This window comes from Mesorhizobium sp. NPDC059025, from assembly GCF_042739655.1.
GTDB lineage: Bacteria > Pseudomonadota > Alphaproteobacteria > Rhizobiales > Rhizobiaceae > Mesorhizobium.
This window is the reverse complement of the sequence record NZ_JBHYIM010000006.1, coordinates 1-18,061: the sequence shown is the minus strand read 5'-3', so window position 1 is coordinate 18,061 and position 18,061 is coordinate 1. Positions and strand designations below refer to the sequence as shown.

Here is an 18,061-nt window from a genome sequence, read left to right as displayed (position 1 = left end):
GGTGGTTGCTTAATGCCGCATTAATATTTTGGGCGGCTGTCAAACGAGTTGGGTTTTTCGTGGGTTAAGCCGAATAATGGTTAGTTATGGGTTACGTATTTGATTTTATTAATCTTTCGAAACATCTGCACAACTATCCATGAAAGATGACGCTGGGGAAGGTTGAAGGTGTGTTGAAATAAAAATTCGCGGCGTTAGTGTCTGGCCATCTGCTGCGGAGAGGGAACCGCGGCTCGCCCCAGGAGAGGCCGGTGTACGGCCTGCGGGCGTCAACGTCCCGCGAGCCCCGATAGGGCCGGCTCGCATGAGAAAGGGAGAATTGATTCCATGCTGAAAACAATGCTGAAGGCGACCGTGTTCGCCTCTACGCTCGCTTTGTCGAGCGGTGCCTTCCATTCGGCGGCGTTCGCCGAAGTGGTCTATAATCGCGGCAGTGCCGCCGAGCCGGAAACCGTCGATCCGCACAAGACGTCGACTGTCTATGAAGCCCATGTGCTGCGCGACCTGTTCGAAGGTCTGGTCATGCAGGACGCCAAGGCCGATCTCATTCCGGGCGCCGCAGAAAGCTGGACGATTTCCGACGACGGCAAGACCTATACTTTCAAGCTGCGCAAGGATGCGGTCTGGTCGGATGGCAGCCCGGTGACGGCTGACGACTTCGTCTATGCCTTCCATCGCCTCGAAGATCCGGCGACCGGCGCTGAATACGCCTCGATGCTGTATCCCGTGGTCAAGGCGGAAGACGTCAACAAGGGCAAGGCCAAGCCCGAAGAGATGGGGATCAAGGCGATCGACCCGCTGACCCTCGAGGTCAAGCTCAATGCGCCGACGCCTTACTTCCTCGAAATGCTGACCCACCAGGCCGCCTATCCGGTCAACAAGGCTTCGATCGAGAAGCTCGGCGCGGAATGGGTGAAGCCGGGCAAGCTGGTTTCCAACGGCGCCTATACGCTCGCCGAATGGGTGCCGAACGACCACATCAAGATGGTCAAGAACCCGAAATTCCACGATGCGGCCAACGTCAAGATCGATGTGGTCAACTTCATCCCCACCGAAGACCGTTCTTCGGCGATGAAGCGCTTCGAAGCCGGTGAAATGGACAGCTATGATGATCTGCCGACCGAGCAGCTGCCCGACCTGAAGGCGAAGTTCGGCGATCAGATCCGTGTCGCGCCGTACCTCGGCACCTACTACTACGCGATCAAGACCGACAAGAAGCCCTGGGACAACGTTGAACTGCGCAATGCCATCTCCGAGGCGATTGACCGCGACTTCCTGGCCGAGAAGGTCTGGAACAATTCAATGTTCCCCGGCTATTCGATGGTGCCTCCGGGCATCAAGGGCTATACGCCCGCCATGGCCAAGTTTGCGGAGAAGTCGCAGATCGACCGCGAGGACGAAGCCAAGAAGGTCCTGGAGAAGCTTGGTTACGGTCCGAACAACCCGCTGAAGATGGAAATCCGCTACAATACTTCGGAGAACCACAAGAACACCGCCGTCGCCATCCAGGAGCAGCTGAAACCGCTGGGCGTCGAGGTTACCCTTCTCAACACCGACACCAAGACCCACTATGGCTTCCTTGAGCAGAAGGGCAATTACGACGTTGCCCGCGCTGCCTGGATTGCCGACTATCAGGATCCGGAAACCTTCCTCGGCATCACCCGCAAGGACAGTGGCAACAACTATTCGAGCTACAACAGCCCGAAATTTGAAGAAGCCATGAACAAGGCCGCCGCTGCTGGTGGCAATCCGGAAGAGCGCATGAAGCTGCTGAGCGACGCCGAACGCGTCCTGATCGACGAAGTCGGTCAGATTCCGCTGCTCTACTACAGCTTCCACAACATCGTCTCTCCGAAGTTGCACGGCTTCGAAGACAATGTGATGGACGTGCATCCTTCGCGCTTCATCAGCAAAGACCAATAATCCGTATGGACCGCCGTCTCCAGCAGGAGACGGCGGCTTCCTACGCTTGTGAGGTCTGGCGACTATGTTGATTTATGTGTTCCGGCGGCTTTTGACCGCCATCCCGACGCTATTCGTAATCGTTACGCTGGCGTTTTTCCTGATCCGGGTGGCCCCTGGCGGCCCCTTCAACCAGGAGCGCGGGTTAAGTCCCGTCATCAAAGCCAATCTTGAGGCCCAGTTCGGGCTCAATGATCCGCTCTGGAAACAATATCTGAATTATCTCAACAACTTGCTGCATGGCAGTTTCGGGCCGAGCTACAATCTGCCTGATTTCACCGTTGGCGAGCTCTTCTGGAAAGGGTTGCCGATCTCGGTCCAGCTAGGCACCTCCGCCTTGATCCTGGCACTGATCCTCGGCTCCATCCTTGGTGTCGTCGCCGCGCTCAATCAGAACAAGACGGCCGACTACACCGTGATCGCCGTGGCAACCGCCGGCTCGACGATCCCCACCTTCGTCATCGCGCCTTTGATCCAGCTTGTCTTTGGGCTGAGCTGGAAACTGTTGCCGATCGGTGGCTGGGGTGACGGCGCCTTGATCAACAAGATCGGCCCCGTCATCACACTGGCCCTGCCGCAGATTGCCATCGTGGCGCGCCTCATGCGCGGTTCGATGATCGAATCCCTGCGATCGCATCATATTCGAACAGCGCGGGCGCTCGGTCTTTCCGACTGGTCGGTCGTGGTCAAGCACGCTTTGCGAGGCGCATTGCTGCCGATCGTCTCTTATGCCGGTCCTGCAGCGGCGGCGCTGCTGACCGGTTCCATCGTGGTCGAGACCATCTTCTCGATCCCCGGGGTCGGCCGATACTTCGTCGATGCGGCGCTCAACCGTGACTATACGCTGGTGATGGGCACGGTGGTGGTGATCGCGATCTTCACGATCATCTTCAACCTGATCGTCGATATCCTCTACGCCGTGGTCGATCCGAGGGTGCGCTATGACTGAGATCGCAGCCACCTCCGCTCCTGCCTCAACCGTGGTGGGCCGCTCGCTCTGGGGCGATGCCTGGGCGCGATTGAAAGCCAATCGTGCTGCCATGATCAGCCTCTGTTATCTGATCCTGATGGGGCTGGTCTGCATCATCGGTCCCTGGTTCGTGCCGCACCAATACACAACGATCTATTCCGACTATGTGCGCACGCCGCCCAGTTTTTCGGCCTATCCGAAGGAAGAGATGATCAAGACTGCGCTGGACGATGTGGTTCGGCGCATGCGTGTCGATGTCAAGGACGTGAAGCAGGATGGTGGCAATCTCACCATAACCCTGACCTCGTCCAAGCCGATCGATGAACGCTATCTGCGCTACCTGGACCGTTCTGATACCTTCGATGGTGCGCAGGTGCTGAGCAAGTCGCCGGAAGGCAACGAAATCGTCATCGGCACGACGGTGCGACAGGCCTATTTCTTCTTCGGCACCGATAATATCGGCCGTGATCTGTTGTCCCGCACCCTGGTGGCGGGGCGGATTTCGCTGGCCATCGGCTTGCTTGCCGGTGTCGTCGCCGTCGTCATCGGCGTGCTCTACGGCGCTACGGCAGGCTTTGCCGGCGGCAAGGTCGATGAAGTCATGATGCGCATCGTCGATGTGCTCTATTCACTGCCTTTCATCTTTTTCGTCATCATGCTGGTGGTGTTCTTCGGGCGAAACTTCGTGCTGATGTTCCTGGCGGTCGGCGCCGTGCTATGGCTGGACATGGCTCGCATCGTCCGCGGCCAGGCATTGTCCATCCGCCGGCAGGAGTATGTGCAGGCGGCGGAGGCGCTTGGAGTTGGCCAGCGCGGTATTCTGCTGCGCCACGTCATTCCCAATCTGCTCGGCCCGGTCGTCATCTACATGACGTTGCTCGTGCCGCAGGTCATCATCCTGGAAAGTTTCCTGTCGTTCCTGGGGCTTGGCGTGCAGGAACCGATGACGAGCTGGGGCGTGCTCATCTCCGCCGGAGCCAAGAACATCGGTACCGCCAATTGGTTGCTGTTGTTTCCAGCCTTCTTCCTTGTTTCGACGCTGTTTGCGCTAAACTTCGTCGGCGATGGCCTGCGCGATGCGCTCGATCCGAAGGACCGTTGAGATGGCTGCTGCAGAAACCGTTCTCAATGTTCGCGACCTCAAGGTGCGTTTCCGCACACTCGATGGTGCCGTTGACGCCGTGAAGGGCATCAACATCAACGTGAAAGCCGGCGAAACCGTCGCCGTCGTCGGCGAGTCGGGCTCCGGCAAAAGCCAGACGATGATGGCTGCGATGGGGCTGCTCGCTTCGAATGGTGAAGCAACCGGCGCGGTTGACTACCGTGGCTCGAACCTGCTCACCATGCGCAAGGGCGAGCTCAACAAGGTCCGCGGGCGCAAGATCAGCATGATCTTCCAGGAGCCGATGACCTCGCTTGATCCGCTCTACACGATCGGCAACCAGTTGATGGAGCCGATACGGCGGCATCGCGGCCTGAGTGCTGCGGCCGCGCGTGAGGAGGCGCTGAAACTGCTGCGCCTCGTCCATATTCCCGATCCCGAGCGGCGGCTGAAATCCTATCCGCACGAGATGTCGGGCGGCCAGCGCCAGCGTGTGATGATCGCCATGGCGCTCGCCAACGATCCGGACATCCTGATCGCCGACGAGCCGACGACGGCGCTGGACGTGACCATCCAGGCGCAGATCCTGGTGCTGCTGGCCGAGCTGCAGAAGAAGCTCGGCATGGCCATCGTCTTCATCACGCACGATCTGGGCATCGTGCGGCGCTTCGCAGATCGCGTCTATGTGATGCGTTCCGGTGAGGTGGTGGAGGAAGGAGAGGCCACAGCGCTCTTCGCCAATCCGCAACATCCCTACACCAGGATGCTGCTGGCGGCCGAACCCACAGGCCACAAGGCGGCACCGGCGCCCGATGCCCCGGTTCTGCTCGAGGGACGCAAGGTTGAAGTCACATTCAAGATCGGCGGTGGTTTCCTTGCCGGTGATCCGGTCATCCTGCGTGCTGTCGACGACATCTCCATTCGGCTCAAACGCAACCAGACCATCGGCATTGTCGGTGAATCCGGTTCGGGCAAGTCGACGCTCGGACGCGCGTTGCTGCGGCTCTTGCCGAGCGACGGGCAGATCCGTTTCGGCGACAACGACATTTCCCGAGCCGACAAACAGGCCATGCGCCCGTTGCGCCGCGAGTTGCAACTGGTTTTCCAGGATCCGTTCGGTTCGCTGTCGCCGCGCATGACGGTTGGGCAGATCATCACCGAGGGGCTCCTGGTGCATGAACCTGCGCTGTCGTCCAAGGAGCGCGATCACCGTGCGGTGGAGGCGCTGAAGGAGGTCGGGCTCGACCCGATCATGCGCAATCGCTATCCGCACGAGTTTTCAGGCGGCCAGCGCCAGCGCATAGCCATTGCCCGTGCAATGATCCTGAAACCGAAAGTGGTGGTTCTGGACGAGCCGACTTCGGCGTTGGACCGTTCCGTGCAGAAGCAGATCGTGGAATTGCTGCGCAAGCTTCAGGCCGATCACGACCTGTCCTACCTGTTCATAAGCCATGACCTTGCGGTGGTGCGGGCGATGGCCGACTACATCATCGTCATGAAGCAGGGCAAGATCGTCGAAGAAGGGCCAACGGATGCCATCTTCGACCATCCACGCGAGAAGTACACGCAGACGCTGATGACTGCCGCCATCGACACCACCCGCTTCCGGGCAAGCGCCTGACGCCAGTTGGACGCAGATCGATCGATATGAAAAAGCCCCGGTTCGAACCGGGGCTTTTTTCATCTTGGCGGCAACTGGGCCTGGGGTTCAATAGTTGCCGTTATAATAGCGGTCATCGCAGGGCGCGGTATAAATGCGGCCGGAACGATCCTGGTAACGGCACATCTCCTCGCCGCGGCGTTGCGGGGTCGTCGAGCTGCCCACGGCCGCGCCAAGCAGTGCACCGGCGCCGGCTCCGATCAATGTGCTCTTGGTGTCGCGGCCGATCGCCTGGCCGACCAGTGCGCCGCCAGCGCCACCGATCAACGCGCCCGTACCTGCCCGCTGCTGCTGTTCCGACGTCTCGCAACCCGCGAGCGCCACCGCCATCAGCATGGCGGCAATTGTAGTATAAAGTCGCATCGGGAAATCCTCTCACTGAAGCCCCATCGTTGCCCTGAAAGGCCATTGCGGCGGAACGGGGGCAGGAAATCATGTCGTGACCGCCGGCAACGCAACGTGATCGGCACCAACAACACGGATTCGATGATTGTCTCGCGGCAAATTCGCCGCATGGCTCGGAATGGATAGCAGGAACTGAGAACCGGCTGATTTCGGGAAGCCAAGTCACTGACTTTTTCTGGTCGGAGTGGCAGGATTCGAACCTGCGACCCCATCGTCCCGAACGATGTGCGCTACCAGGCTGCGCTACACTCCGTGACCAGACGGCGGGCTTATAGCTGCCACGTTCGGTTCCTGCAAGCGGGTATGGCGCAGTTACGGTCGCATTTCATGAGCTTTGTTGAGCTTTGTCGGCGCAGTGCTTTTCCCAATAAGGTTCCTGTTAGGCAGATGTGCTAAGAGCGCTGCACGCGACGGCGAAGCGCAAGGTCATTCTCGCTGCAAAAAAGCCCGCGCCGATGGGAGTTTCGCTGCCTTGACCTTCAAGATCGTCACTGAGGCCAAGCCCAATACCTTCGCGTTCGAAACCTCGGCGCTCGTCAAGCCGTCGGGTTTCCGTGAGTATGATGCGCGCTGGTGGTTCGGTCATTCCGGCTCTGCTCAGCTGCCTGAACTCAACCTTGTTGGTGTCCAGGCACTGGGCATGGGGCTGGGCACCTTGATTCGCCGTCTGGGCGTCGGGCCAGCTATCGTCACGGCTCATGATTTTCGGTCTTATTCGCTGTCGATAAAACTGGCGCTGGTGTCCGGCCTGATGGCCGCCGGCGCCAAGGTCAAGGATATCGGACTGGCGTTGTCGCCCATGGCCTATTTCGCCCAGTTCGCGCTCGACGTTCCGTCTGTCGCCATGATCACCGCATCGCACAACGAAAACGGCTGGACAGGTGTGAAGATGGGGGCTCAGCGGCCACTCACCTTTGGCCCGGAAGAAATGGCTTCATTGCGCGACATCGTGCTCGGTGGCGATTTCGATCTCGTCGATGCTGGCAGCTATGCGTTCGTTCCGGACTTTCGCACTGCCTATATCGATGATCTTGTTTCCGGTGGATGTATCTCCCGAAAATTGAAAGTGGTGGCTGCGTGCGGCAACGGCACCGCAGGGGCTTTTGCACCTGAGGTGATGAAGCGTATCGGCTGTGAGGTGGTTCCGTTGGACGTTGAACTCGACCATACGTTCCCGCGCTACAATCCCAACCCGGAAGACATGGCAATGCTGCATGCCATCCGGGACAAGGTGCTGGAGACCGGTGCCGATATCGGCCTGGGTTTCGATGGTGATGGCGACCGCTGTGGTGTGGTCGACAACGAAGGCAATGAGATCTTCGCCGACAAGGTGGGAGTGATGCTCTCCCGCGACATCTCCAGCGAGCATCCTGGTTCAGCTTTCGTCGTCGATGTGAAATCGACCGGTCTGTTCAACACGGATGACGTTCTGCGCGGCAACGGCGCCAAAACGGACTATTGGAAGACCGGTCACTCCCACATCAAGCGCCGGGTTGCCGAACTTGGCGCCATCGCCGGATTTGAGAAGTCCGGCCATTTCTTCTTCAATCCGCCCATCGGGCGCGGCTATGACGATGGATTGGTGACGGCAATCGCGATTTGTCGCATGCTCGATCGCAACCCCGGCAAGTCCATGGCCGATCTCTACCGCGACCTGCCGTTGACCTTCGGCACGCCGACCATGTCGCCCCATTGTGATGACGACAAGAAATATGGCGTGGTCGAACGCGTTGTCGCCGATTTCCAGGCACTGAAGCAGCGCGGCGAGGTTTTTGCGGGTCAGAAGATCGTCGATCTGGTCACGGTCAACGGTGTCCGTGTGGTGGCGGAGGATGGCACCTGGGGGCTGGTGAGAGCTTCGTCGAACAAGCCCGAATTGGTGGTCGTGGTGGAAAGCCCGGTTTCTGTGGAGCGGCGGCGGCAGATGTTCGAAGGCGTTGACGCGGTATTGCGGCGCAGCCCGGACGTCGGGCCGTACAATCAGACATTTTGAATGCGGGCGACGGGGACGGCATGAGCGAGCGCATCGTCGGTTTTGTGATGAGCGGTGGGGTCGGTTCGCGGCTATGGCCGCTTTCGCGCGAGGACAATCCCAAGCAGTTCCACGACCTGTCGGGTGATGGTTCGATGCTGTTGAAGACGCTGCAGCGCCTGGCAGCGCGCAAGGACGGCGAGGCTTCCGTCTTTCTGATTGCCTCCGAGCGCCATGCCGACCGGGTCGGCAGCGATCTTGCAGGCATCGATCTTGGCGGCGGTGGTGCCCTGTTCGAGCCTGTTGGTCGCAACACCGCCGCCGCCGTGGCGCTGGCAACGCTGCGCACACTGGCGGAGTTCGACGATGCGCTGATGCTGGTGGTGCCATCCGATCACGAAATTTCAACCGCTGCCCAGTTCTGGCAAACGGTGGAGGCCGGCGTTCCCGCTGCCAATGCAGGCAGGCTGGTTGTGTTTGGTGTGCGGCCGACCCATTCGGAAACGGGTTATGGATACATCGAAGCCGGCGCGGAACGGGATGGTGTGTTCGATGTCTCGCGGTTCGTCGAAAAACCGGATCTCGCCACTGCGCAGACCTATCTTGCAGCAGGCAATTTCTACTGGAACGCCGGCATCTTCCTGTTTCGCGCCAGCGCCATGCGTGATGCCTTCGTGTCGTTTCGGCCGGATATATGGCAGGCCACCGAAGCCGCTTTCAAGGCGGCGACCAGCGATGTGTCCGGCCTCTACATGGCGCAGGATCTTTACGAAGCCATTCCCGCGATTTCGATAGACTATGCCATCATGGAACGGGCAGCTGATATCGCGATGGTGCCGGCCGGCTTCCGCTGGAACGACCTTGGCTCTTGGCAGTCCTTGCTCGATGTCGGCCCTGCCGACACCGACGGCAATGTCGTCATCGGCGACGTCGTCGCGATCGATTGCCGGAATTCCTACATCCGCAGCCAGGGCCGCCTTCTCTCTGCCGTCGGTCTTGAGGACATAGCCATCGTTTCCACCGCCGATGCCACTTTCGTGGCCCCCGTCAGTCACAGCCAGAATGTGCGCAAGGTGGTCGAGCAGCTCGAAAGAAGCGGACGCCTGGAGACCAGGTTCACGCCGGCACATGATCGTGTCATCGAGAGCGGCTCCTGGCGCAGGCGTGTGCGCCACTGGCTGTTCGAGGAAACCATGCCGTTGTGGTCGACCGTTGGGGTCGATGATCGCTTTGGCGGTTTTCACGAGGCCTTGGGCCTGGACGCATCACCCCTGATGAAGCCCAAGCGCATGCGCACCATGGCCCGCCAGGTCTACGCCTTCGCGGTAGCCAAGGAGCGTGGCTGGGATGGGCCGGCCGATCGGTTGATCGCGCACGGCATCGATTTCATGGCGCGTCATGGCCGTACCGACAAAGGCGGTTGGGTGCGCACGATGAATATAGACGGCAGCGTCGCTGATCCCGCGGAGGATGCTTACGACCACTCCTGCGTGCTGCTGGCGCTGGCGCATGCGCATATGTGCGGTAACCCGGATGCGTTGCGGCTTGGCCAGGAGACGTTCTCCTTCCTTGACGCGCATCTGGAGGACGAACGTCTGACCGGTTTCCTGGAAACATCGGGCGGCAAGGGAGAACGTCGTTCCAACCCGCATATGCATCTGCTGGAGGCTTTCCTGGCGTGGCATTCAGTCACCGGAGACCGCACCTATCTGCGCCGCGCCGCAAGGCTTGCAGACCTGTTTCGCAACCATTTCTTCGACCGCGAAAGCTGGACGCTGGGCGAATATTTCGATGACGAGTGGAGACCGGCGCCAGGCGAGCGTGGCCAATGGACCGAACCCGGTCATCACTTCGAATGGGCATCCCTGCTGGTCGATTTCGCGCAGCGCAGCGGCCAGGTCGATCTCACCGGTTTCGCGCGCAAGCTTTATGCCTCGGCCATAGCCAATGGCCTGAACCGCGCCACCGGGTTGGCTTACGGCGCTGTCTCGCGCGATGGCCTGCCGCTCGACGGCATCTCGCGCAGCTGGCCGCAGACGGAGGCGATCAAGGCGGCGATCGCACTGGACGGCACCGGGGGACCGGATCTGAAACCGGAGATCGAGGCGCGTGTCGGGCGCCTGTTCCGCTGGCACATCGATCCGGCGCCGCTCGGCCTGTGGGTCGACTGGATCGACGAGCGTGGCCGCTCACAGGCAACCGAAGTGCCGGCGAGCATCTTCTATCATCTCGTCACTGCTCTCACGCAGTATCTCGACAAGACCGAGGAAGCAGGCAAGGCTGGGCAGATCTAGTACGGGCTCGCCACGTCGCCGGTTTCCACATAGACCGACTTTTCCTGCGAATAGAGCGCCAGCGCCGCCAGCGAGTTTTCGCGGCCGATGCCCGACTGCTTGAAGCCACCGAACGGCATCTCGACCGGTGACAGGTTGTAGTTGTTGATCCAGCAGGTGCCGGCCTGGAGCTCGGCAATGACACGATGCGCGCGTGGCAGGTCGCGGGTGAAGACACCGGCAGAGAGACCGAACTCGGTATCGTTGGCGCGGTCGATCACTTCGTCTTCATCGGCGAAGGAAAGCACGCTCATCACCGGCCCGAAAATCTCCTCGCGTGCGATGCGCATCTGGTCGGTGACATTGGTGAAGATGGTCGGCTCGATGAAAAAACCGTTCTCGAAGCCCTGCAGTTTCGGTTCGCCGCCACCATAGTGCAGCGAAGCGCCTTCGGTCTTGCCGATGCCGACATAAGACATCACCTTGTCGTGCTGCGCCTTGTTGATCAGTGGCCCCATCTGCGTTTCGGGGTCGAGCGGATCACCGATGCGGATTGCCTTGGTGCGTTCGGTCAGCCGTTCGACGAACCGGTCATGCAGGCCCTTCTGCACGAACACCCGCGTGCCGTTGGAGCAGACCTGGCCCGTCGAATAGAAGTTGCCGAGCATGGCGCCACCGATGGCGTTCTCGAGGTCGGCATCGTCGAACACGATCAGCGGTGACTTGCCGCCGAGTTCCATTGTGGCGTGTTTCATCAGGGAACCGGTCAGGGCCAGCACTTTCTTGCCGGTCGGCACCGAGCCTGTCAGCGAGACCTTGGCGACCACTTCGTGCGAGGCCAGCGCGCCACCGACATCGCCATAGCCCTGCACGACGTTGAAAAGTCCATCCGGGAGCCCGGCTTCCGTGTAGATTTCGGCAAGCGCAAGGGCGGAAAGCGGCGTGTTTTCCGATGGCTTGAAGACCATCGCGTTGCCCATGGCGAGTGCAGGTGCCGATTTCCAGCCAGCACCCTGAATCGGATAGTTCCAGGCGCCGATGCCGACGCACACGCCGAGCGCTTCGCGCCGCGTATAGGCGAAGGGACCGCCAAGATCGATGTAATCGCCGGTGTAACTCGCCACCGCGCCGCCGAAATACTCGAGTGCATCGGCGGCGGATGCCGGGTCGGCAACCAGTGTTTCCTGAATAGCCTTGCCGGTATCCAGCGTCTCGATGCGGGCGAGTTCGGCATTGCGGGCACGCAGGATGTCGGCGGCACGGCGCAGGATGCGGCCGCGTTCGACGGGCTTCATCCGGGCCCAGGCCGGCTGCGCGGCGCGGGCTGCCTCGACGGCCAGTTCGACGATGTTGGGTGTCGCAGAATGCAGCGTGGCAATGGTTTCGCCGGTCGCCGGATAGATCACCGGCAGGGGCGCGCCCTGTTCGTCGTCGACGAAACGGCCATTGATATAGTGCGATGCCTTGGGTTGGGCGCGCATGGGATACTCCGAAGTCTGTGGCCTGCCGGATGTGGTAGCCGATGATGCTCTATCTGTCCGAGACCTGCCAGCGCGGATTGATCCAGGGTTCCTGGTTCGAAGGCGCGAGTGGTGTGCGGCCAAGAATATGGTCGGCGGCTTTTTCGCCGGTCATGATGGATGGCGCATTGAGATTGCCGTTGGTGACGCGCGGGAAGATCGAGGAGTCCGCGACACGGAGCCCGTCGACGCCGATCACACGGCATTCGGGATCGACAACGGCATGCAGATCGTCCGCGCGGCCGATGCGGCAGGTGCCGCAGGGATGGTAGGCGCTCTCAGCATGCGCGCGGATGAACGCGTCCAGCTCATCGTCGCTCTGCACATGGCTGCCCGGCGAAATCTCCTGACCGCGGAACGGATCGAAGGCAGCCTGGCCGAAGATCTCGCGGGTAAGGCGGATGCAGTGGCGGAAATCCTTCCAGTCGTCGGCATGCGACATGTAGTTGAAGCGGATCACCGGCTTGGCGTTGGGATCATGCGAGCGTAGCGTGACCGAGCCGCGTGATTTCGACCGCATCGGCCCGACATGTGCCTGGAAGCCGTGTGACTTCGCTGCGGCCTTGCCGTCGTAACGCACGGCCGCCGGAATGAAATGATACTGGATGTCGGGATAGTCGACACCTGGCGCCGAGCGCACGAAGGCGGCGGCTTCGAAATGGTTGGTGGCACCCAGACCGCTCTTGAAGAACATCCAGCGCGCACCGATCAGCGCCTTGGAGAACGGGTTGAGGATCGAGTTCAGCGTGATCGGCTGTATCGCTTCCTGCTGGATGTAAAGCTCCATGTGGTCCTGCAGGTTCTGGCCGACGCCAGGCCGGTCGGCGACGACGGCAATGCCGTGCTCGGCCAAGTGTTTCGCCGGGCCGATGCCGGACAGCAACAGGATCTTGGGCGAATTGATCGAGGATGCTGCGACGATAACCTCGCGCCGTGCTTTAACGACCTGAATCTGTTTGCGAGCCTCGATCTCGACGCCCGTCGCACGTTGATTCTCGATGATCACACGCCGCGCGAAGCCTTTGACGAGACTCACGTTCTGCCGCTTCAGTGCAGGCTTGAGGTAAGCATTCGCCGCCGACCAGCGTTGACCCTTGCGGATGGTCTGCTCCATCGGCCCGAAGCCTTCCTGCTTGGCGCCATTGTAGTCCTCGGTCAGTTCGAAGCCGGCCTGGTGGCCCGCCTTGATGAAGGCGGCGTAGAGCGGGTTCGTACGGGCGCCGCGCTGGACGTGCAGCGGGCCGCCTTTGCCGCGCCAGCCGTCCTCGCCGCCATGGCTGTCTTCCATGCGTTTGAAGTAGGGCAGCACGTCTGCGAAGCTCCAGCCATTCGCCCCCTGTTCTGCCCAATGATCGAAGTCGCGCGCATGGCCGCGTACGTAGACCATGCCGTTGATCGAGGACGAACCGCCTATGACCTTGCCGCGTGGCGTGGCGAGGATGCGCCCGCCGAGATGCGGCTCCGGTTCGGAGGCGAAGCCCCAGTCGTAAAGCGGCATGTTGAGCGGGATAGACAGCGCCGATGGCATCTGGATGAGCGGGCCGGCGTCGGAGCCGCCATATTCGATGACGATCACCGAATGTTTGCCGTCCTCCGACAGGCGGTGGGCCATGGCCGCGCCGGCAGAGCCGGAGCCGATGATCACAAAATCTGCTTCAAGCATTTTTCATATGCGCCATGAAATCGGCAAGCGAGACATTGCCGCCGGTTGCGATTACGAGCACTGTCTTGCCGGATACGTCTATGCCGCCATCAAGCAAGGCTGCCAGCGATGCTGCGCCCGAGGGCTCCAGCACGAGCTTGAGGCGTTCGAAGGCAGTTTTCATCGCGTTCCGCACGGCACCATCAGCCACCGTGATGCCCTCGGCTCCTGCGGTTTTCAGCGCGGCAAACGGGGCGCTGCCAGGTGCCCGCGCCATCAGGCCATCGCAGATCGACTTTGGGCCGAGCGGCATTGTTTCTATCGTGCCATGCGCCAGCGACGAGCCCATGCCGTTAAAGCCTTCGGGTTCTACGGCAAGGATCCGGGTTTTGGGTGAGAGATAGTGGAAGGCAAGAGAGACGCCTCCGATCAGGCCACCACCGCCGACCTGGCAGAAAAGAAGATCGGCTGCGGCACGCTGAGCGGCCAGCTGATCGAGTGCCTCCAGACCTGCGCCTGCCTGTCCGGCGACGATCTCGGGGTCATCGAAGGGGTGCAGCAAAGCCAGGCCTTCGGCTGCGGCAATCTCTCGAGCTTTCGCTGCCGCCACTTCTTCTCGGGGGCGGTCGCCGTGGTCGGTCAGCACCACCCGGGCGCCGTAGCCGGCAGTCGCTTCGCGCTTGGCCAACGGTGCATCGATCGGCATGACGATTGTGACGGGAATACCCAGCGCTTGTCCTGCGGCTCCCAGCCCTTGCGCAAAATTGCCCGAGGAATAGGCGACCACGCCTTTCCGCGCTTCCTCGGACGATAGCTGTTTCAAACGCCAATAGGCCCCTCGGACCTTGAAAGAGCCCGCCCATTGCAGCGATTCAGGTTTGACGAAGACCCTGGCGGCACCGATCTGGCGAGCAAGTGCTGCCGACTCCAGCAACGGCGTTCTTAGCGTTGCCTTCGCGGTTTCCGCATAGGCACGCCGGATGTGGTCAAGAGAAGGAATGTGCGGCTCAATCATCATTCACCTCTCGGGAAGCGTTTGTCCGCTTCGAGCGTGTCGAGATTCATGTGGTTGCGCATGTAGCGCTCGGACGCTTTCTGCAGCGGCTGGAACTCCCATGGGTAGTAGGCGCCGTTGCGCAGGGCCGGGTAGACGACCCAGCGGCGTGCCTGGCTTTCACGCACCGCGGCATCGAACACGTTCATGTCCCATCGCAACCGCACCTTTTCCATGAATGCCGCCGCGATCGCTGCATGGCGGGGATCGCCGGCGAGATTGACGCGCTCCTGCGGATCCTGTTCCAGATCGAACAGTTGCGGCGGGTCGATCTCGCAATGCACGAATTTGTAGCGGCCCTCGCGGATCGCAACGATCGGTGCGTAAGAGCCCTCAGCCGCGTACTCCATCAGCACCGGTTCGCTGCGTCCTCCACCTTGCAGCAGCGGCATGAGCGATTGTCCGTCGGTCCAGGGCTGGATGGCGCCGATATCGATGCCCGCGAAATCGCAGAGCGTCGGGCAGAGGTCGAGGTTCGACACCGGCGTGTCGATGCGGGCAGGGCGGATGTCCTTGCCGGCAATCATCAGCGGCACGCGTGCCGAACCTTCATAGAAGCACATCTTGAACCACAGACCGCGCTCACCCAGCATGTCGCCATGATCGGATGCGAACACGACAATGGTGTCATCGGCCATGCGTGTGCGCTCGAGCACGGACAGCAGCTCGCCGACCTTGTCGTCGAGATACGAGATGTTGGCGAAGTAACCCTGGCGGGCACGACGGACGTGTTCGGGCGTGATCGAGAAACTGTCGTAGTCGCTGGCCTTGTAGAGCCGCTGCGAATGCGGATCCTGCTTGTCGTATGGGATGAAGCCGGTTTCGGGTTCGAGTGCCGGGCAGTTCTCATAAAGATCCCAATAGCGGCGCCGTGCGACATAAGGATCGTGCGGATGGGTAAAGGATACGGTCAGGCACCACGGGCGGCGCTGCGGGTCGTCCGATGTCCGGGCGAAATCGTAGAGCTTCTGCTGGGCGTGGAAAGCGACTTCGTCGTCATACTCCATCTGGTTGGTGATTTCAGCGACGCCTGCGCCGGTCACCGAACCCAGATTGTGGTACCACCAGTCGATGCGCTCGCCAGGCTTGCGGTAATCCGGCGTCCAGCCGAAATCCGCCGGGTAGATGTCGGTGGTCAGGCGTTCCTCGAAGCCGTGCAGCTGATCCGGGCCGACGAAATGCATCTTGCCTGACAGTACGGCGTGATAGCCGGCCGCGCGCAGGTGGTGCGCGAAGGTCGGGATGGAGGACGGGAACTCGGCGGCGTTGTCGTAGACGCCGTTGCGTGACGGCAGCTGCCCGCTCATGAAAGCCGCACGCCCGGGTGCACACAGGGGCGAGGCGGTGTAGTTGTTGCGGAAGCGCGCCGAGCGTGCGGCGAGCGCCTTGAGGTTCGGCGCATGCAGGAAGTCCGCCGGCCCGTCTGGAAACATTGTTCCGGCAAGCTGGTCGACCATGATGATCAGGATGTTGGGGGCTTTTGTCATCGTACCTGCGCCAGCTTGGCGTCAATATAGTCCTCCACCAGCGCACCGGCGCTGAGAGGATTGGGCAGCCCGTCGCGCAGCGCACGGCGGATGTAGAGCCCGTCGATCATGGCAGCGATCGCTTCGGCCATTCGTGCGGCCTCCTCGCGCGACACCAGCGGCAGAAGCCCGCTCATCAGGTTGGAATGCAGGCGGCGGGCATAAATGCGCAGCAGGCGTCTCAATGGCAGCGAATTCTGCGCCTCGACATAGAAGGCAAGCCAGGCGTGTACGGTCTCTTCGCGGAACTGGCCGGCGTTGAAGTTGACGCCGACAATTGCCGAGAGCCTCTGACGCGGCGTGCTGACCTTGTTGAGGGCCACGATCGTGTCGGCGCCGAGATCGGCCAGCAGATGTCGCATCGTGGCGAGCAGCAGCTCTTCCTTCGGTCCGAAATAGTGGTGCGCCAGCGCCGAGGATACGCCGGCGCGGTCGGCGATCTCCGACATGGTGACGTTGAGCGATCCGCGCTCGCCGATCGCCAAGATCGTAGCGTCGATCAGCGCCTTTCGACGCAGCGGTTCCATTCCGATTTTCGGCATGTTCTGCTTCTCCCGCCCGGCAAGTTATTTTTAATTGATCCGTCAATCAATAAAAATCCCGCCATGCATTGTGGTCGTTGCGACGCGAGGCCGCGAGCGCCCTTCGCAACTCCTCGAGACTGGCCTATATGTTCAGGATTGAACAGTTACCGTGCCAGACCTAATATGCTAGGAAAGGCAAGGCCAATCTGGAGAACTCCCATGACGGCAAGCATCGTTGGCTGGGCGCATTCGCGCTTCGGCAAGCTGGAGGGCGAGACGCTCGAAGGCATGATCACCAAGGTCGCCTCGGAGGCGCTCGAACATGCCGGCATCGGGCCGGACGATGTCGACGAAATCGTGCTCGGCCACTTCAACGCCGGTTTCTCGGCCCAGGATTTTACCGCCAGCCTCGTGTTGCAGGCCGACGACCGGTTGCGCTTCAAGCCAGCCACCCGGGTCGAGAACGCCTGTGCCACCGGTTCGGCAGCGGTTCGTCAGGGCATCCGCGCCATCGACGCCAATGCCGCGCGTATCGTTCTTGTGGTCGGTGCCGAGCAGATGACGACGACACCAGGCCCCGAGATCGGCAAGAACCTTCTCAAGGCCTCCTATCTGCCGGAAGATGGCGAAACACCGGCCGGTTTCGCCGGCGTCTTCGGCAAGATCGCCCAGGCCTATTTCCAGCGTTACGGCGACCAGTCCGACGCGTTGGCGATGATCGCGGCCAAGAACCACAAGAATGGCGTCGACAACCCTTATGCGCAGATGCGCAAGGATTTCGGCTTCGACTTCTGTCGCCAGGAAAGTGAGAAGAACCCCTTTGTCGCCGGGCCGCTGAAGCGGACCGACTGTTCCCTGGTTTCGGATGGCGCCGCCGCCCTGGTGCTTGCCGATACCGACACCGCGCTCAGGATGCGCCGCGCCATCACCTTCCGCGCCAATGAGCATGTGCAGGATTTCCTGCCGATGTCGAAGCGCGACATTCTTGCCTTCGAAGGCTGCGAGCAGGCCTGGGAGCGCGCGCTCGGGAAGGCCGGGGTCACGCTCGACGACCTCTCCTTTGTCGAGACGCATGACTGCTTCACCATCGCCGAACTGATCGAATACGAGGCGATGGGCCTGGCCAGACCGGGCGAGGGTGCGAAGCTGGCCCTCGAAGGCTATACCGCCAAGGACGGCAAATTGCCGATCAACCCGTCAGGCGGCCTGAAGGCCAAGGGCCATCCGATCGGCGCGACTGGCGTATCGATGCATGTACTGACTGCCATGCAGCTTGCCGGTGAGGCAGGTGGCATCCAGGTGAAGGATGCCAAGCTCGGCGGCATCTTCAACATGGGCGGCGCCGCGGTTGCCAACTACGTCTCGATCCTAGACCGCATCCGCTGAAGCAATTTCCGGAAAGTGCGTGGCGCTTTTCCATCTGGAATAGCGTTGGACAAACAGAAGGGGCC

At 61.2% G+C, this 18,061-nt stretch carries 13 protein-coding genes and 1 tRNA gene; 7 read left to right on the top strand and 7 right to left on the bottom strand.

Annotation, left to right across the window (positions count from 1 at the left end):
* Window positions 1-327 precede the first annotated feature (327 nt).
* From ACFWYE_RS15645 to ACFWYE_RS15630, 4 genes are all read left to right on the top strand, one after another.
* Complete coding sequence (locus tag ACFWYE_RS15645; RefSeq protein WP_379061342.1) at window positions 328-1,923, top strand: peptide ABC transporter substrate-binding protein; 1,596 nt, start codon at window positions 328-330, stop codon at window positions 1,921-1,923.
* Between the two features lie 64 nt (window positions 1,924-1,987).
* Window positions 1,988-2,911 (top strand): ABC transporter permease subunit, encoded by a 924-nt coding sequence (locus tag ACFWYE_RS15640; protein WP_379112551.1) that lies wholly within the window; start codon window positions 1,988-1,990, stop codon window positions 2,909-2,911.
* Complete coding sequence (locus tag ACFWYE_RS15635) at window positions 2,904-4,034, top strand: ABC transporter permease (protein ID WP_379112549.1); 1,131 nt, start codon at window positions 2,904-2,906, stop codon at window positions 4,032-4,034. The genes ACFWYE_RS15640 and ACFWYE_RS15635 overlap by 8 nt, the downstream gene beginning before the upstream one ends.
* Window position 4,035: 1 nt before the next feature.
* Window positions 4,036-5,655, top strand: a complete 1,620-nt coding sequence (locus ACFWYE_RS15630; protein ID WP_379061336.1) for an ABC transporter ATP-binding protein — start codon at window positions 4,036-4,038, stop codon at window positions 5,653-5,655.
* An 87-nt stretch (window positions 5,656-5,742) separates the two neighbouring features.
* On the opposite strand, the gene ACFWYE_RS15625 is transcribed toward ACFWYE_RS15630, so the two are convergent.
* Window positions 5,743-6,057: a YMGG-like glycine zipper-containing protein gene (locus tag ACFWYE_RS15625; protein WP_379061333.1), complete on the bottom strand. Its 315-nt coding sequence runs from the start codon at window positions 6,055-6,057 to the stop codon at window positions 5,743-5,745.
* 218 nt (window positions 6,058-6,275) lie between these two features.
* Window positions 6,276-6,352: transfer RNA gene (locus ACFWYE_RS15620), tRNA-Pro, on the bottom strand.
* A 219-nt stretch (window positions 6,353-6,571) separates the two neighbouring features.
* Here ACFWYE_RS15620 and ACFWYE_RS15615 point away from each other — a divergent pair.
* Together ACFWYE_RS15615 and ACFWYE_RS15610 are read left to right on the top strand one after the other, a co-directional pair.
* On the top strand, window positions 6,572-8,092 hold the full coding sequence (locus ACFWYE_RS15615) for a phosphomannomutase/phosphoglucomutase (protein WP_379112547.1): 1,521 nt from the start codon (window positions 6,572-6,574) through the stop codon (window positions 8,090-8,092).
* A gap of 20 nt (window positions 8,093-8,112) precedes the next feature.
* Complete coding sequence (locus tag ACFWYE_RS15610) at window positions 8,113-10,365, top strand: mannose-1-phosphate guanylyltransferase/mannose-6-phosphate isomerase (protein ID WP_379112545.1); 2,253 nt, start codon at window positions 8,113-8,115, stop codon at window positions 10,363-10,365.
* Here ACFWYE_RS15610 and betB read toward each other — a convergent pair.
* Genes betB through betI form a run of 5 tightly spaced genes read right to left on the bottom strand, consistent with a single transcriptional unit; the run spans window position 10,362 to window position 16,628 of the window.
* A complete protein-coding gene (gene betB / locus ACFWYE_RS15605; protein ID WP_379112543.1) occupies window positions 10,362-11,825 on the bottom strand; it encodes a betaine-aldehyde dehydrogenase in 1,464 nt (487 codons plus the stop codon). The genes ACFWYE_RS15610 and betB overlap by 4 nt on opposite strands.
* A 49-nt stretch (window positions 11,826-11,874) precedes the next feature.
* Window positions 11,875-13,527: a choline dehydrogenase gene (gene betA, locus ACFWYE_RS15600; RefSeq protein WP_379112541.1), complete on the bottom strand. Its 1,653-nt coding sequence runs from the start codon at window positions 13,525-13,527 to the stop codon at window positions 11,875-11,877.
* On the bottom strand, window positions 13,520-14,521 hold the full coding sequence (locus ACFWYE_RS15595) for a threonine/serine dehydratase (RefSeq protein WP_379113126.1): 1,002 nt from the start codon (window positions 14,519-14,521) through the stop codon (window positions 13,520-13,522). Before ACFWYE_RS15595 ends, betA begins: the two co-directional genes overlap by 8 nt.
* On the bottom strand, window positions 14,521-16,047 hold the full coding sequence (gene betC, locus ACFWYE_RS15590) for a choline-sulfatase (protein ID WP_379112539.1): 1,527 nt from the start codon (window positions 16,045-16,047) through the stop codon (window positions 14,521-14,523). The genes ACFWYE_RS15595 and betC overlap by 1 nt, the downstream gene beginning before the upstream one ends.
* On the bottom strand, window positions 16,044-16,628 hold the full coding sequence (gene betI / locus ACFWYE_RS15585; protein WP_379061324.1) for a transcriptional regulator BetI: 585 nt from the start codon (window positions 16,626-16,628) through the stop codon (window positions 16,044-16,046). The genes betC and betI overlap by 4 nt, the downstream gene beginning before the upstream one ends.
* A 201-nt stretch (window positions 16,629-16,829) precedes the next feature.
* Between betI and ACFWYE_RS15580 the strand changes: the two genes are divergently transcribed.
* A complete protein-coding gene (locus ACFWYE_RS15580; RefSeq protein WP_379112537.1) occupies window positions 16,830-17,996 on the top strand; it encodes an acetyl-CoA acetyltransferase in 1,167 nt (388 codons plus the stop codon).
* Window positions 17,997-18,061 lie beyond the last annotated feature (65 nt).

Coding starts and splice junctions, on each gene's coding strand:
- ACFWYE_RS15595 (WP_379113126.1), bottom strand. CDS start 14,521: ATGATTGAGCCGCACATTCCTTCTCTTGACCACATCCGGCGTGCCTAT.
- ACFWYE_RS15610 (WP_379112545.1), top strand. CDS start 8,113: ATGAGCGAGCGCATCGTCGGTTTTGTGATGAGCGGTGGGGTCGGTTCG.
- betC (WP_379112539.1), bottom strand. CDS start 16,047: ATGACAAAAGCCCCCAACATCCTGATCATCATGGTCGACCAGCTTGCC.
- ACFWYE_RS15635 (WP_379112549.1), top strand. CDS start 2,904: ATGACTGAGATCGCAGCCACCTCCGCTCCTGCCTCAACCGTGGTGGGC.
- ACFWYE_RS15630 (WP_379061336.1), top strand. CDS start 4,036: ATGGCTGCTGCAGAAACCGTTCTCAATGTTCGCGACCTCAAGGTGCGT.
- ACFWYE_RS15640 (WP_379112551.1), top strand. CDS start 1,988: ATGTTGATTTATGTGTTCCGGCGGCTTTTGACCGCCATCCCGACGCTA.
- ACFWYE_RS15580 (WP_379112537.1), top strand. CDS start 16,830: ATGACGGCAAGCATCGTTGGCTGGGCGCATTCGCGCTTCGGCAAGCTG.
- betI (WP_379061324.1), bottom strand. CDS start 16,628: ATGCCGAAAATCGGAATGGAACCGCTGCGTCGAAAGGCGCTGATCGAC.
- ACFWYE_RS15625 (WP_379061333.1), bottom strand. CDS start 6,057: ATGCGACTTTATACTACAATTGCCGCCATGCTGATGGCGGTGGCGCTC.
- ACFWYE_RS15645 (WP_379061342.1), top strand. CDS start 328: ATGCTGAAAACAATGCTGAAGGCGACCGTGTTCGCCTCTACGCTCGCT.
- betA (WP_379112541.1), bottom strand. CDS start 13,527: ATGCTTGAAGCAGATTTTGTGATCATCGGCTCCGGCTCTGCCGGCGCG.
- betB (WP_379112543.1), bottom strand. CDS start 11,825: ATGCGCGCCCAACCCAAGGCATCGCACTATATCAATGGCCGTTTCGTC.